Annotated in this window: 18 protein-coding genes; 4 read left to right on the forward strand and 14 right to left on the reverse strand. The window is 41.3% G+C overall.

Annotated elements, in window-relative coordinates:
• Positions 1-23: 23 nt before the first annotated feature.
• The 11 genes from JNUCC41_RS01910 to phnG form a co-directional block, all read right to left on the reverse strand.
• Positions 24-836: a PhnE/PtxC family ABC transporter permease gene (locus tag JNUCC41_RS01910; protein WP_192208001.1), complete on the reverse strand. Its 813-nt coding sequence runs from the start codon at positions 834-836 to the stop codon at positions 24-26.
• 59 nt (positions 837-895) lie between these two features.
• On the reverse strand, positions 896-1681 hold the full coding sequence (locus JNUCC41_RS01915; RefSeq protein ID WP_192206125.1) for a PhnE/PtxC family ABC transporter permease: 786 nt from the start codon (positions 1679-1681) through the stop codon (positions 896-898).
• Positions 1671-2459, reverse strand: coding sequence for a phosphonate ABC transporter ATP-binding protein (gene phnC / locus JNUCC41_RS01920; RefSeq protein ID WP_192206126.1), 789 nt, complete (start codon positions 2457-2459; stop codon positions 1671-1673). The genes JNUCC41_RS01915 and phnC overlap by 11 nt, the downstream gene beginning before the upstream one ends.
• A 27-nt stretch (positions 2460-2486) precedes the next feature.
• On the reverse strand, positions 2487-3521 hold the full coding sequence (gene phnD / locus JNUCC41_RS01925; RefSeq protein WP_192206127.1) for a phosphate/phosphite/phosphonate ABC transporter substrate-binding protein: 1035 nt from the start codon (positions 3519-3521) through the stop codon (positions 2487-2489).
• Positions 3522-3648: 127 nt separating this feature from the next.
• Entirely contained in the window at positions 3649-4362 is a 714-nt protein-coding gene (locus tag JNUCC41_RS01930; RefSeq protein WP_192206128.1) for a phosphonate C-P lyase system protein PhnL, read from the reverse strand.
• Positions 4363-4384: 22 nt separating this feature from the next.
• Complete coding sequence (gene phnM, locus JNUCC41_RS01935) at positions 4385-5563, reverse strand: phosphonate metabolism protein PhnM (protein ID WP_192206129.1); 1179 nt, start codon at positions 5561-5563, stop codon at positions 4385-4387.
• Between the two features lie 31 nt (positions 5564-5594).
• The gene (locus JNUCC41_RS01940; RefSeq protein WP_192206130.1) at positions 5595-6440 is read right to left on the reverse strand and encodes an ATP-binding cassette domain-containing protein; all 846 of its coding nucleotides are present in this window, start codon (positions 6438-6440) and stop codon (positions 5595-5597) included.
• Positions 6441-7295, reverse strand: a complete 855-nt coding sequence (locus tag JNUCC41_RS01945; RefSeq protein WP_141993962.1) for an alpha-D-ribose 1-methylphosphonate 5-phosphate C-P-lyase PhnJ — start codon at positions 7293-7295, stop codon at positions 6441-6443.
• Positions 7288-8424 carry a carbon-phosphorus lyase complex subunit PhnI gene (locus JNUCC41_RS01950; RefSeq protein WP_192206131.1) on the reverse strand — a complete coding sequence of 379 codons (1137 nt, stop codon included), beginning with the start codon at positions 8422-8424 and terminating at the stop codon, positions 7288-7290. Before JNUCC41_RS01950 ends, JNUCC41_RS01945 begins: the two co-directional genes overlap by 8 nt.
• A complete protein-coding gene (phnH, locus tag JNUCC41_RS01955) occupies positions 8406-9023 on the reverse strand; it encodes a phosphonate C-P lyase system protein PhnH (protein ID WP_192206132.1) in 618 nt (205 codons plus the stop codon). Before phnH ends, JNUCC41_RS01950 begins: the two co-directional genes overlap by 19 nt.
• Before the next feature lie 13 nt (positions 9024-9036).
• Positions 9037-9462, reverse strand: a complete 426-nt coding sequence (gene phnG, locus JNUCC41_RS01960; protein ID WP_192206133.1) for a phosphonate C-P lyase system protein PhnG — start codon at positions 9460-9462, stop codon at positions 9037-9039.
• A 163-nt stretch (positions 9463-9625) separates the two neighbouring features.
• Here phnG and JNUCC41_RS01965 point away from each other — a divergent pair, with 163 nt between their 5' ends.
• A complete protein-coding gene (locus tag JNUCC41_RS01965; RefSeq protein WP_192206134.1) occupies positions 9626-9775 on the forward strand; it encodes a hypothetical protein in 150 nt (49 codons plus the stop codon).
• On the opposite strand, the gene JNUCC41_RS01970 is transcribed toward JNUCC41_RS01965, so the two are convergent.
• Complete coding sequence (locus JNUCC41_RS01970) at positions 9763-10464, reverse strand: GntR family transcriptional regulator (protein WP_192206135.1); 702 nt, start codon at positions 10462-10464, stop codon at positions 9763-9765. The genes JNUCC41_RS01965 and JNUCC41_RS01970 overlap by 13 nt on opposite strands.
• Before the next feature lie 242 nt (positions 10465-10706).
• The gene (locus tag JNUCC41_RS01975; protein WP_192206136.1) at positions 10707-11591 is read right to left on the reverse strand and encodes a PHP domain-containing protein; all 885 of its coding nucleotides are present in this window, start codon (positions 11589-11591) and stop codon (positions 10707-10709) included.
• Between the two features lie 672 nt (positions 11592-12263).
• On the opposite strand from JNUCC41_RS01975, the gene guaC reads away from it, so the two are divergent.
• Entirely contained in the window at positions 12264-13247 is a 984-nt protein-coding gene (guaC, locus tag JNUCC41_RS01980) for a GMP reductase (RefSeq protein ID WP_192206137.1), read from the forward strand.
• A 64-nt stretch (positions 13248-13311) separates the two neighbouring features.
• Here the strand turns inward: guaC and JNUCC41_RS01985 are convergent, their stop codons facing one another.
• Positions 13312-13653 (reverse strand): zinc ribbon domain-containing protein YjdM, encoded by a 342-nt coding sequence (locus tag JNUCC41_RS01985; RefSeq protein WP_192206138.1) that lies wholly within the window; start codon positions 13651-13653, stop codon positions 13312-13314.
• A gap of 156 nt (positions 13654-13809) precedes the next feature.
• Between JNUCC41_RS01985 and JNUCC41_RS01990 the strand changes: the two genes are divergently transcribed.
• Both JNUCC41_RS01990 and JNUCC41_RS01995 read left to right on the forward strand, forming a co-directional pair.
• Positions 13810-14499, forward strand: coding sequence for a response regulator transcription factor (locus JNUCC41_RS01990; protein ID WP_098372051.1), 690 nt, complete (start codon positions 13810-13812; stop codon positions 14497-14499).
• A complete protein-coding gene (locus JNUCC41_RS01995) occupies positions 14496-15500 on the forward strand; it encodes a sensor histidine kinase (protein ID WP_192206139.1) in 1005 nt (334 codons plus the stop codon). Before JNUCC41_RS01990 ends, JNUCC41_RS01995 begins: the two co-directional genes overlap by 4 nt.
• The last annotated feature ends 94 nt before the right edge of the window (positions 15501-15594 follow it).

The following is a 15594-nucleotide window of genomic DNA, read 5'->3' on the forward strand; positions in this document are numbered from 1 at the left end:
ACCCCTATTTCCCAATTCTAGCATCAAGATGATACTTTAAGTTTCCTTTTGATTTGTGTTGCGAAGATTTCAAGACAGATTGCAATCATCAGGATAAAATAAGTGATTGCTCCAATTTCACTCAAGTCAAAGTAAAATCCACTTGCCATGAACATATCGAAGCCTATTCCTCCTGCGCCTGCCGCTGCGCCCATTGCGACCGCCACTGCAAAATTGATTTCAAAGCGCATGAAAGTCCAAGAAATGATATAAGTGATCGAGGATGGAATGATGACTTGGAACACGATTTGCCACCAATTCGCACCGCTTGCTTGCAGGGCTTCTATAGCACCTTTATCAATTTCCTCAAAGGATTCCGAGTAGGCCTTTACAAGGTAACTTATGGAGTGAAACGTCATCCCTATAACTGCCGCTACACTGCCCAACCCTGCAGCGACTGCGAAAATGAGGACCCATAACACGGTAGGCACGGCTCTAATCAGGGCAACCGATCCCTTTATGACAATTGATAATGACTTGGACGAGATATTTCCAGCCGCTAATAGTCCCAACATCAGGGCAATGATTGCACCAAATATTGTCGTTAAGAAAGCTAAACCTAATGTAACCGACACCTGATAAAGCGCTTGGGTGAAGGTAAAGTGCTTCAAATGCGGCTCAAAAAACATGGTCTTCAAATTATCGACGGTCAATAATAGCGCGTCCCACAGTTTTACATCCTTATAATCAAAACTGGCAAAGGCGTATATGGTCAAAACTGCTAGTACCAGCACACTCAACCTAATGGCGATCGAGGATTTCGCGAAGGGCTTTTTGGATAGTCGTTCAAGTAGCATTCTATCTATATCCTGGCCAGTAGGAGAAGGAATTGGTTTGATCGGACCCTCTGCCTGCATTATAAAATCACCCTCCTCACATAATTTGAGATCAATTCAATACATAATATTGAAATGATGATCGTTATGACGACAAGACTGGCAATGTCATAACTCAAGTTTTTATAATAAAGATTAAACGTAAAACCAATACCCGATCCTGTAAGCAGTCCGACCAATGTTGCATTCCTGATATTCGTTTCAATCATAAAAAGTACCCAGCTGATCATTTGCGGAATTGCTGAAGGGATAACAGACTGCGAAATGACGGTTAGATAACTTGCGCCGGTAGTCTGCAAAGCTTCTACGGAACTGCAGCTCACTTCATCGATCGTTTCAATGAAAGCTCGTGTTAAAAAACCGAAAGATCCAAAAAACAAGGCAAAATAACCGGTCAAGGAACTTTGTCCGAATGAAAATAACAGAACTAACGCCCATATTGAAACATCAATATTTCTAAATAAAACGGCTACCCCGCGGCTAAACCCTCCGAAAAAAGCATTCACCCTTGTCGTATTGGAACCCAATATCGCAAATACAAAGGCCAATATTCCCGCGAGTGTGGTTGCAGCAACGGATATTAACAGCGTTTCTTTCAGCTTTATCAAAATGTCCGGGAGTTTGGTAAGGGAATCCTTTGTTGGATAAAAATTCGATAACGACCATTGTATGGCCTTAGGAACCGAAGTAACCCCTTTTGCGATGCTGAATTCTGTAATGATAATGGAAACAGCCGTCGCAGTCCCTATAAGCAAAAACAATGCAAGTGAATTTCTTCTCTTCTTTGCAAAAACATCAGCCGACATGGGAACCTCCCAAATCAAAAATCAATTTTCCTTCATCTGATCCATAAATCTGATGGATATCATTTGAGGAAATATTTTGAGTTGTGCCATTGAAAACAATCTTTCCGCCATTCACACCGATGATTCGATCCGAATATTTCAGGGCAACATCGACTTGATGCAGGTTGACTACGACTGTGATTCCCATGGAATTGCAGATATTCCTTAAATGATCCATGATCACTTTGGAAGAATTCGGGTCAAGGGAGGCAATCGGTTCATCGCATAATAGCAATTTAGGATTTTGGATAAGCGCCCGCGCAATGCCAACCCGTTGTTTCTGGCCTCCGCTCAACTGGTCGGATCTTTTATAGATCAGATCTTCCAGACCGAGAATTTGGAGAACTTTAGCAGCCTGAAGTTTCTCCTCTTCACTATAAAGGCCAAGGATCCCAGCCAGTGTGGATTTATAGCCTAATCGTCCATGCAGGGTATTTTCAATCACACTTAGTCTATTTACAAGATTGTAATGTTGAAAAACCATCCCTATTTTCCTGCGTACTTTCTTTAACTCCCTTTTATTCACCTTGTATACATGATCATTATCAAAAATGATTTCTCCGCTAGAAGCATCGATCATCCTATTGATGCACCGAAGGAGAGTTGATTTCCCTGCTCCAGATGGCCCTATGATGGAAACGAACTCTCCTTCTTTCACAGTGAAGTCAATATTGGATAACGCCTTTGTACCATTTCCAAAATGTTTTGAGACATTTTTCACTTCCAATAATGTTTTCATGTATGAACCTCCTGCATTTTACTGCCTTTATTTCGATAATTCCCGAATTGGATTGAACCAGTCATCCTCGACTTCTACCATTTTTTCTTTTTCGCTCACCCGTTTAAATAGACCTGATGACTTAGAATCTTCCGGTACAAAAACTTTCTCGTTATTTGCCATTTCATCGGACATCAATGTTTCAAGAATTTTTTTACGTGTTTCATCACTGACTAATTCGGTGTTGACAACAAAAGGTGCATTCAGAACCGGAGTCACTGAAATGAGTGAGAAAGTTTTATCTACAACTGTGTTAAAGGGTTCAGCTGCATTCTTCTTAACCTTATACACGGCACCTGCTTTATTCTCTTCCCCATCAGCCAGCTCTACATAATTATCGACACATGTGTCACAAAAAGCCGCCACTTCCGCTTTCCCGGTCAAAAGATTAACAGCCGATCCTTGGTGTGAACCGCCATAAAGAACTTCACTGAAGAATTTATCTTTCCCGCCTTCCAATAAATCCTCGGCCTTTAATTCCTTAAACTTATCTTGCTGAGAAAAATAATCAACGATTCCTGTGGAAGGAACTTTGAAACCGGATGTAGAGCTATTTGATACGAAAGAAAACTTTTTCCCTTGGATACCATCAATTTTGTATTCGCCGTTGATTTTATAGTCATCTGTATTTTGAACGGCCAGCCAGCTATTATAGACTGCATCATCCAACGTACCTGATTCACCGCTTGGAACAACTAGAGGCTGAACACTATCGTTTTTGTTGTTTGCTTCAATATATCCTTGCGCTCCCAGGAATGCTAAATCTGCGTTTCCATTAGCAATTGCCTCGATTGCAATGTTATAATCCGTAGTGGTCTTATGCTCGACTTTCATTCCTGTCGCATCCTCCAAGATCTTCCCGATTTCATCGCGGGCTTCCCCTAAATCTTCCCCGGATTCATTTGGCAGCCATGCCACGGTTAATGTATCATCTTCATTTGCACCTGTTGAACTGGTAGAAGAACAGCCTGTGAACACCAGTAAAATAACTAACATCAATATGGACACCATCGATTTTTTCACGTTAAATCTTCCCTCCCATTTAAAAGATCTTTTCTTATTTCAACACTTCCCATATAACAATACCGGTACAATGCTAACCTGCCGTTAAGGGGGCTGAATATTCAGTAAAATTTATGTGAATTCGTCGTTAAATTTTTTGAATGGCTTGAGTGAAACATCCATTGTGTATGCTATATTCTTTATTCACTAACCGATTCATGAACTCCAAGTCATGAAAAATGCCCAGCATTGTCGTTCCTTCGTTCATTAGCTGTTCCAGCAGGGTTTTCACCTTCACTTTAGAATCGTGATCCAAACTTGCAGTCGGTTCATCCAGCAGGAGGAGCCGCGGCCTTTTCACCATTGCCCTTGCTATATTTAACCTTAGCTTCTCCCCTCCTGAAAAAGTAGCAGGGTAATTGTCCCATAGCTCTTTTCCTATTTCAAAGTGGTCGAGAATTTTTTCCGTTTCGATATTGGCCATTTCCCTGGTTTGTCCCATTTCAAGGATGGCACCGGTAACGAGCTGCCTTGCTGTAGTTCTTGGCATGACATTTAAAAATTGGGATACATAGCCTATCTCATGCTTACGCAGGTATATCATTTCCCTTTCAGTAGCTTTTGCCAGATTAATCGCACCATAGTGGGAAGATTCATACCGGATGACTCCTTTTTGAACTCGATAGGTACCATAAATCGATTTTAGGATCGTAGATTTTCCGCTGCCACTCTTGCCTGTAATGCCAATGAATTCGCCTTTTTTCACTGTGATCGTAATGTTGCTGACCGCATGGATATTCTTGCGTTGATTATGTAAAATAAAAGACTTGGATAAATCACTGATCTCCAATATGTTCTCCATTTTGCCACCCGCTTTCTAAAATTCAAATCCTGTAATTCGTTTTTTGAATCATTTTTCCGTCTACAATCACAGTTGTTATTACAGGGAAATCACCCGAAATTTTTTCAATGATAAGTATGTCAGCCTTTTTCCCTTCGTAAATCGATCCAATTTCGTCCTCCATCTTGACTGCCCTAGCGGGATTAATCGTAACTAGCTTAAACATATCGACAAGATCCATCCCATGGTTTTCGACCAATTCAAACATTGAATGCAGCAGGGACGCAGGGTAATAATCACTGCATAATATGTCTATGCTTCCATCTTGAATGGCTTCAGAGGCACTTAAGTTCCCGCTGTGAGAACCTCCCAAAAGCACATTCGGTGCACCGGCTATGGTATACATCCCCATATCATGGGCCTTACGGGCAATTTCAAGTGTGATTGGAAATTCACTTATACTCGTTCCAAAGCTGTGAACCAATTCAAGCTTCTCTATTGAATCATCATCATGTGAGGCAACGGCTATATTATTTTCCCTTGCTAGAAGTGCAATTTCCTTCATTCTTTCAATCGTCAGCTTTTCTTTCACTTGATGAGTCCGGATCATCACATCAATGGCTTCATCACTATAATTGTTATATCCCCTTAAAGTGTTTCGATATATCTCTAGATGCCGATACTGCCCTTGTCCTGGAGTGTGGTCCATGAATGAGACCAGATGCACTTTCTTTTCGGAAACATATTCTTTTAAACTATCAATATCCTCCAAATTATCGATTTCATACCGGGCATGAAACCGATGACGGACCAGGTGCTTCATCGTATGTGTTTGATCAATTAAGTCGATGAGCTTCCTTACATTCTCAGGCTCCCGAATTGGCTTATATGCGTATTCAGTGGATTTATAGAGCGACAGGGAATGAAACATGGTCGTGATCCCGTGCGTGATCAGTTCCTTTTCCGTTTCTCTTAAGCTCAAATGAAAATTCATTAAAGAAGTCGGCCGCGGCGCAGTCATATGTTCAATATAATCCGAATGGAGATCAATGAAACCGGGTGAAACATATCCACCCAAAGCGTCCAGCACTTCCATCCCAGGACTCGTTTCTATTTCTCCCACAGGTGCAATCCGGCAAATTCTATCATCCTTAATTAAGAGATCATGGTCCATCAGGATCGAGTCTTCCGTTATTATTTTCCCATTTTTAATCAGCAACAATGTCTCTTCCCCCATTTTCCTATAGATTCTTTTAGAGCAGTGAGTGTACTAATTGTTGGGTATAAGGATGCTGTGGATCTTCGAGTATTTGATCTGTTAAACCTTGCTCGATTACTTTCCCCTCCAGCATGACGAGCGTACGATCTGCAAGCATTCGGATTACGCCCAAATCATGGGATACCAATACAATGCTGATATTCAAATCTCTTTGGAGACCTTTAATTAGATCCAATACACTTGCTTGAACGGATAAATCCAAACCCGTGGTGACCTCATCCAAAAGCAGTATGGGGGGATTGTTGGACAATGCTTTGGCTATCTGGACCCGTTGCTGCATTCCGCCTGAGAAATTCCTTGGTTCTTCTTTCATTCGATGAATGGGAATATTGACTGCTTCAAGGAGCTCGGCGCCTCTTGTTTCCATTCTGCCAACATGTCTGTTCCCAGCTGAAATTAACTTTTCGGCTATATTGCCTATCGAGGAGAAATCCATTTTCAACCCTAGAATCGGGTTTTGATAAACCTTCCCCATCAGGTGGTTTCGAACGAATCTTTTTTTCTGGGCAGACTCCATGAATAAATTCTTTTTTCCATCCTCAAAGCCAGCCACATACATTTCTCCATCAGTTACTTCTTCATCAAAATATAAACTTTTCATCAAAGTGGATTTGCCGCTGCCGCTTTCCCCTACAATTCCGAGAACTTCACCGTGATACAAATCAAACGTCACATCTCTACAGGCATATACCGTCCCGCATTCGTGACAATAGTTTTTCGCCACTTTTCCAAATTTCATATGTTTACAAATTGAACATCCGTTACCGTACTGTTTGTTCATTTGTTTAACCGATAATACGGGTACCTCTAGCACAGACATTTAATTCACTCCCAATGATTGTTTTTGATTGACCATTTCAAGGCAATTGCTTGTATCATTGCATAGGAAATACGTTTCCCCTGATTCCTCATCAACAAGTTCATCCAAAAACACATCATTGGACCCGCAGAGAATGCAAGCATGATTTGTAAAGGACTCGATTTCAAATTCGTAATCATCAAATGCCAAAGATGATACATTTGTATAAGGAGGTACTGCATATACTTTTTTCTCCCTGCCTGCACCTAACAAAATGAGTGCTTCGCTTTCGTCCAGCTTGGCATTATCGAATCTTGGTATTGGACTTGGTGCCATTACATACCTGTCGTGGACCATCACCGGATGGTCTGCATCCGTCGCCATTATTCCGTACTTCATGATTTGTTCAAATAACATAAGCCATGCACCGCTATACTCTCTCTCAGCATGAAGCTTTTTCGTTTCATGTTCGCTCGGCTCAAAATTCCTTAAAGGTTCCGGTAATGGAACTTGAAGAATTAAAATCTGGTCTCGTTGCAACGGCACTTCCGGCACCCTGTGCCTGGACTGGATTAAAGAAGCATCTTTTGTGCTATCCGTTGTCCTTACCCCAGTGGTGTCAGATACGAGTTTTTTTATATTAACGGCATTAACGGATTCATCCGAGCCTTGGTCGATCACCTTAAGGACGTCATCCTTTCCGATCAATGACAATGTCAACTGCAGGCCGCCCGTGCCCCAACCACGCCCAATCGGCATTTCCCTTGAAGCGAATGGGACTTGATAACCGGGAATGGCAATTGCCTTCAGTGTAGCCCTTCTAATTTCCCGTTTCGACCCTTCATCAAAGAATGCAAAATTATAGGTTTTATTCATCCAATCCAACCTCCTGCTCTGTGGTCTTATCTTTTGACTTCCGAATGCTATCAAGCTTGGATTGGAACGTAACATAATGAGGCATCTTCAAATGGGAGATGAAGCCCGTTGATTCCACTGAATCTATATGATAAAGGACGAATTCCTCGTTGTGACTTGGAAACTCCTTGTTTGGCTTTTCCAGGCAATTATCCAGGATGCCCATTGCGATAGCTTTTGTTTCATTTTGTCCCATGCACATGCCATAGCCAATTTCAAACTCTATTTCTTTTTTGCCTTGTTCTTTCTCTACCGTAAGCGGAATGAGCATCTCTACCTCCGTTGCTGTAAAGTCCCCAATATAATAGCTATCTTCCCCTTGCCCTTCGTCCAGCAGCGGGTGATCGAGATGGACGGGCAGCCGACCTACGCGCAGCTCCCCTACTGTCGGGTGCAGTGCACCATATCCACGAATGACTGCATAAGCAAGTGATGTCACTGCACCGGTTTGGCCTCTTGTTAAAATTTGCAGGCGTTCACTCCGCATTGAAGGAAACTCCAGACTTTTCCTTGTAACGTCCCCGGGCTGCAAATCATTGTTTTCACAGTTTGCTAATAAGCCTTCATTTCTTAAGTAGTCCAAAACTTTAGGCAGAGAGTTTAAATCAGCCGTCTGGTTCTGATATTCTGTTGAATGATTTTCTTCTTGAAAAGCCCGTAACCAATCTTGAATGCTTAGATCCGATTCATCTTCCAGCTCCGAATCTAGTAACCGATGTGTATAATCGGTCGTGGCACCTAAAATCTGTCCGCCAGGTACATCCTTAAAACTAGCTGAAATCCGCCGTTCCACTTTCATATTTTCAGAACTGATCACACGTGAAACATGTTTTCGCGGCAAAGTGGATCGATAGGCCCTCAAGAGAAAAACAGCTTCTTCCGGATTGCCTTCAGCCTGTTTAATGGCAAGTGCAGCCAGTGATTGATCATACAAACTGCTTTCTGACATAACCTGATCAATCAACCCTCTCATCCCAGCTTCTATCTTATGCAGCTCTATAGCCGTCCCTTTTTTGACCCGTTCATACTTTAAGCGTTTGATGGATTCCTCAATCGCCTTTGTTCCTCCCTTTACTGCAACATATCCCATATCATCTCACCCCCATTTTCTTTGATTTGAGTCGTTCTCGGTAAAGCTATTAAACGATCTTGTCGATCCACAAAATACATATCGATTCCTAAAGGGAATTCTATGTTTTTTTCGTTCCTTACACCAAGCCAGGCGGATACATTCGGGAGGCTTATGAATGATTCCTCTTGAATTCCCGGTCCAGATAGAATCATTGAGTCCCCTTTCGTTACATCCGGCACTTCTAGAATGATCATGGCCGATTCATGGGGGTTAAACAGATTTCCTACCTTAGCTTTATTTATCGCTTCCTTCATTTGCTCCTCGGAGGCATCATGTAAAATAAAGATAAAATCCGCTTCCGGCAAATCGACAGGCTTTGAATAAGTAAGCTGATTGATCATTCTTGACACCGCCTCCCCCTCCTTTGCAATGACCTTAAAAGTCACTTCAGGGTCAAGTACAGTAAGTGCAAGCAGGATGGTCGAAGATAGGCATTCCAGTTGAACATCCAATGTCCTGGCTTCCCTTTCCAGAACCACTAAAGTTCCAGGTCTTGAAGTCGCCGTTACAAGCTTTCTATAAACAGTTTGTATATCATGAACTACATCCAAATTCATTACTTTCCCCCCCTTATTGAACATCCATTGTTTCAAAGTTAACCCTGGTTCTTAAGATTGATCGATTCAGCTCTTGAAGATTTTTCTGTATATTCTCCTTCTCATTTTCCAAAACATGTGACCATGATCTCGTTTCGCCAAGATCAGCCTGATAAGCAGCATCAATGATAGCTAAACGATGTGCCAGCTCTTCCCGATGCCCCTTAACGATTCCAATCCCGATTGAATCCTGGATTTGGACCGTGCATTCAGTCACCAGCATTTCCCCAAGATAAAACAAGCTCTTTTTTGCCGTTTCCCTTGTTTTTAGCAACACAAGGGCACTCTCTGGCTTTTGAATGACGGTAACTTTATATTTCATTGCTATTTCCTTGGCAAATTCCTTCGCAATGTCCTCAGAGCCTTGAATCAAAATCTCGGTTCTTTCCCTTCTTCTCATTCCATTGGCCTCCAATGTTTTAGTTTCCCGCTACATCTTCAATGTATCTTGTTGCCAAGTGAGCGTACGTTAAGAAAGAGTAAATCTTTGTATGAAATTTGTTAAAGCCTGACCTACACTATTCAAAATTTCGTGCCATTACTGGTGAATTCGAGCTTTACTCGTGAGTTTTGTACTTTTACTCGTGAATTCGAAGCATTTACTCGTGAATTCGAAGCATTTACTCGTGAGTTTCGTACTTTTACTCGTGAATTCAGAGCATTTACTTGTGAATTCGAGCGATATCTTGAATGGAAGTTTTTATATAACATAAGTGAAACAATCGCTTCGATAGATTATGACCGTGTGCTCAAGGACTTTATTACTCCGCTTATCCCGGCATAACGATTCCACTTGCAAAAGTGGAATTAAACTTGAACACTGCAAAATATCCCGTTCGAAAAGAGTAGGAAAAATCACGTTCAGTGTACTGCTGCTGGATCCGAATTCCACGAACCCACGCTGCCGATAATATTGAAACATAGAGGTAATGTCAGGACCGTCCTTTTCAATTTCAGGAAATGTTGATTTTGCTACAAAAGATGTATGAAGAGCAATCGGGAAACCGTCCATTAACCTAAGCCTGCCAATTTTAAAGACCAAGTCATCCCTTTCCGCCTCGAGGCTTTGAAAAATCTTCTGATCATAAGAAATTTCTTCGCAAAAAATAGTATCCGTTTGAAAGGAAAACTGGAATTCTTTCATTTTCTCGGTGAAACTGACATCTCCGGATAGAATTAACGGAATTTGCTTCTTGCTTTCCTGGACATAACTTCCCTTACCTTGCTTTGAATAGATAAAGCCTAAATCTTGAAGCTGCTCGTATGCCTTCCTGACAACCATTCTTGGAACATTAAATTGATCAGCGAGTATATGCTCCGATGGTAACTTTTTATCCAATTGAAAGGTCCCACTCTTAATTTCCGATATTAAATGATCTACTAAAAAGTTTTTTTCCGCCAACAGAAATCCCCCTTTATATATTAGATCAGCCCAATACCTACTTTTCCTTGTTACTGTCAGTGTAATGAGAAAATATGAAGCTACCATGATTTTCTTGTAAAAAAAAAGTCCTGGTCAAATACCAGAACGAAAGGGAATATTTTTTTATGGACCTTTTCATTACAGCATCCTGCATCGCTCAGTCTTTCAAATTGCTCATCCAGCATATGATCAGGTCGCTTTCACAGCAAAATTCCCTGGTTTCATAAATCGATATTTTTCAATACCACATCATTAATGGACATGCTTTTTTTCCTTAATTTCAAAGCATCCACACATTCCTTTCCAGGGCTCATACTGCCAAGCCGAATCGGCTTCTCCCCATAATCCCCATGAAAATCCGACCCTCCTGTCTTAATGAGATTATATTGATCTGCATATGAAATCGCTCTTTCCTCTTCTTCATGACCATGATGCGGATGAAGAACCTCAATCCCTTCAAGCCCTGCTTCTACAAGATCAGGAATCATTTCGAAGCTCCCGTATTGTCCAGGATGAGCAAGGACCGGAACGCCCCCGGCAGCACGAATCGCCTTCACAGCAAGGATCGCATCCACATACTCCATAGGAATGAAAGCAATGCCTGGCTCTTCTCCATTTTGGCCGCGACTGAAGATCTTCTTATACAAATCTCCATAGATGGAATCCGTATACCCCGATTCCCTTAGTGCCAGCATAATATGCTGTTTATAAACGCCGGTTCCTCCCTTGAATTTAGAAACCTGATCCCAAGTTATTCGATATCCTGCATGAATCAGCCGTTCCACCATTTTTTCAGAAGCTGCATTCCTCTTATGAATCAGTGGATTACATAGCTCCTCAAGTGCCTTATGACCAGGCTCAACAAAATAGCCCAAAATATGTACACGCCTTCCTCTTGCAAAGTCATAACCAGAAACTTCTATACCAGGGATGATTTCAATTCCTATTTCCTTTCCCCGTGCCACCATCTCATGCAATCTCATCGTTGTATCGTGATTCGTAATCGCTAAATGGCCAATCCTCTCCCTTTTTGCAACCTCCAATAGTTCTTCAAAAGAACTGGAACCATCTGAAATGTTCGTATGACAATGTAATTCAACCTTCATGCCAATCCCCCCATTCTTATTCGTTACCCATCATCATTTTAACTTAGTGCCATGTCGGTCCCGTTAAGAAGATGTAAAAAAACGTAAAAGTGCAAAAGCCATACAGTTTGGTGAAAATACTTAAGTATTAAAGGCAGCAGACAAATAAAAACATCCGAGTTGATTCCAGAAATTCATTCATTCCCGTCGACTGTCTGTCAAGCCTCATCAAAGCAAGCGTCTCCGGGGCTTCGGCTAGCCAGTTATTCGGCAGGAGTGTCGCAAATTTCTTCAATCCTTTTAAGGATTACTGTAAAAAAACATGAAGGATAACCTTGTCTTAACGATGGTTCGGGATGAGACCCTTCCCATTAGGTCGACAACATAAAGAAAAGCGAGTGCACCTGCAGATTTTTTTTTAAACATTCCAGTTGATTGGAGCGGGCGCCGAGGAGGCTACCGGACCGCCCGCGGAAAGCGAGTGCCTGAAGAGGAAATCAACATTCCAAAGTACCATGTTCGTTCGTCTTTTTTAGCTTCCTGCCCTGTAACGGATTTTCCATCAAACTGAAATAAAATCAAAATAAAACCATTAAAAATTTTGACTTACTGTCAAAAATGATGTACATTACCTATTGGGCGAACAATTTTAATAAACAAAGATAAAAATATTCGTATATAGAGGTGCATAACATGGAAAACGTGTTTGATTATGAAGATATTCAATTAATTCCTGCAAAATGTGTAGTAAATAGTCGTTCTGAGTGTGATACATCCGTTACATTGGGTAAACATACATTCAAGTTACCTGTAGTACCTGCCAATATGCAAACGATCATTGATGAAAAGATTGCCATTTACTTAGCTGAAAACGGTTACTTCTATGTAATGCATCGTTTTGAGCCAGAAAAACGACTGACTTTCATTAAAGATATGCATTCACGAGAATTGATCGCTTCCATCAGTGTAGGCGTTAAAGAAGAAGAATACGGATTCATTGAACAATTATCGGCTGACAACATTGTACCTGAATACATTACTATAGATATTGCACACGGCCATTCCAATGCCGTGATAAAGATGATACAGCATATTAAAAAACATTTACCTGAAAGTTTTGTCATTGCAGGAAATGTGGGAACTCCTGAAGCCGTTCGGGAATTGGAACATGCCGGTGCGGATGCTACAAAGGTTGGCATCGGGCCAGGGAAAGTTTGCATCACTAAAATCAAGACTGGATTTGGAACGGGTGGCTGGCAGCTAGCTGCACTTCGCTGGTGTGCAAAAGCGGCGAGCAAACCAATCATAGCTGACGGCGGCATTCGCACGAACGGTGATATTGCTAAATCAGTTAGATTTGGAGCTTCCATGGTCATGATCGGTTCACTATTTGCTGGACATGAAGAATCTCCAGGGCAAACGATCGAGAAAGATGGAAAGGCCTTTAAAGAATACTTTGGTTCAGCTTCTGAATTCCAAAAAGGTGAGAAGAAAAACGTTGAAGGTAAAAAGATGTATGTCGAGCACAAAGGATCTTTGGAAGATACGTTGAAGGAAATGGAACAAGACCTTCAGTCTTCCATTTCATATGCCGGCGGAACCAAGTTGGAAGCCATCCGGAATGTGGATTATGTGGTCGTTAAGAACTCTATCTTTAACGGTGACAAAGTTTATTAAGAAGGAATCATTAAACGTAAAAAAGAACGGCCTAATCAATGGATTAGGCCGTTTTTTATAATAATTATATCTTTTTAACAAATTGGGATTTTAATTTCATTGCACCAAAACCATCAATCTTGCAATCAATATCATGATCTCCATCAACTAGACGGATGCTTTTGACTTTAGTGCCCATTTTTAAGACGGATGAGCTCCCTTTCACTTTAAGGTCCTTGATTACCGTAACGGTATCACCATCGTTCAAGGCATTTCCATTAGCATCCTTGATGGTCTTCTTTTGATCATCATTTTCCGTTTCCGGTTCCACCCCCCACTCATGGGCGCATTCCGGGCAAACAAAAAGACTTCCATCTTCGTATGTATATTCTGAATCACATGCAGGGCAATTAGGAAAATCAGACATAAATTCACTTCCTCCATTCGTTATTGTCAATTCTAATATAATAATGGTTTACACACAACCGGAGTCTATTACAGCTCCTGTTCCTCCCTTCCTCTAGAACCTATAGAGTTTTTACTATATACTTTTAAGAAAAAGCTGGAAAGTGCGGTGACCCCCTTGTTTAAACTACTATTGATAGAAGATGATACGACGTTATTCAATGAAATTAAAGATAGATTGGCACAATGGTCTTATGATATATACGGAATCGGCGATTTTAGTAAAGTGGTTCAGGAATTCACTGAAATAAAACCTGATTTGGTCATCATTGATATACAGTTGCCGAAGTTCGATGGGTTTCATTGGTGCAGAATGATCCGGTCCCATTCCAATGTTCCCATCATCTTTTTATCTTCACGTGATCATCCTACCGACATGGTGATGTCCATGCAGCTTGGAGCTGATGATTTTATCCAGAAGCCTTTTCATTTCGATGTACTCATCGCAAAGATACAGGCCACCCTGCGCCGTGTCTATAATTACAATACCGAAAAGGTCGAATTGAAAACCTGGTGCGGTGCAACTGTGGATTACGAGAAGAACACGGTATCGGCCGAGACTGGCACAATCGAATTGACGAAAAATGAAATTTTCATCTTGAAAAAGCTCATTGAACAGAAAAACAAGATCGTAAGCCGCGAAGAATTGATCAACAGCTTATGGGATGACAAACGTTTCATAAGCGATAACACCCTTACAGTGAATGTGAACCGTTTACGAAAGAGATTGGATGAACTGGGTTTAGGACATTTCATCGAAACGAAGGTTGGACAGGGTTATATCGCCGTAGAAGAGGCAAATGCATGATCAGGAAATATCTCGTGGAAAGGCTCAGCTGGATCATATTCTACATACTTCTTCATCTATTCATTATCTTCGTCGCTTATCTTGATTCGGCCATTCCGTTAAAGCCCATCCTGTATATTGTTTTTTTATCATTGCTCATATTCATTATATTTTTGATATTCCGCTATAAGAAGGAAACCTATTTTTATAAAAGTTTAGAAGCGCGGGAAGACAACCTGGATATTACGAATATAGCCGAACCAGAAAGCCCTTTCGAAAGGATCATAGAAAACAGCATCATGAACCAAACCGAAATATTGAAGCATTCCGCATCAATTGGTCAAATGACTTTAGAGCAGGAGAAGGATGACTTATTAGCTTGGATTCATGAAGTGAAGACACCATTGACGGCGATGCATTTAATGATTGACCGCTTGGATGATGAATTGCTGAAATCGCATTTGACTTATGAGTGGCTGCGCATTCACCTGCTTCTTGATCAGCAGCTCCACCAAGGGCGCTTGCCTTTCATCAAAAATGATTTGTATATAGAGAAAACCGATTTGGAAACAATAATCTTTGATGAGATTAAAACGCTGCAATCATGGTGCATTCAAAAAGGGATCGGCTTCGACATACAATTGGATGTAACCGAAGTGCTTACCGATGCCAAATGGCTGGCCTTCATCATGAGGCAGCTCCTGACCAACTCCATTAAATACAGTGAAAACTCGGATATCGCGATATATAGCCATGAACAGGCTGGACAAACGGTTCTTGAAGTGAAGGATTCTGGACGGGGCATCGACCCAAAGGATTTATCCCGCATATTTGATAAAGGATTCACTTCCACGACAAATCATCGTGACACTGCGGCAACTGGCATGGGTTTATATTTAACAAAGAATGCAGCCGAGTCCCTATTCATCTCCATTGACGTGAAATCAGAGCTTGGAACCGGAACGACCTTTATCTTGACCTTCCCAAAAAGAAATGATTTCGTGAATATCACAAGCATGTGACAAAAGTGTCACATGCTTTTATTCTTTGTTCGTCCAAACGAAGGAAAAGAAATTCACGGCCTTTTATAATGAGGATATAGAAAAAAAGGAGTGT

Origin of the sequence: Brevibacillus sp. JNUCC-41 (genome assembly GCF_014844095.1) — a bacterium.
Lineage (GTDB): Bacteria > Bacillota > Bacilli > Bacillales > DSM-1321 > Peribacillus > Peribacillus aracenensis.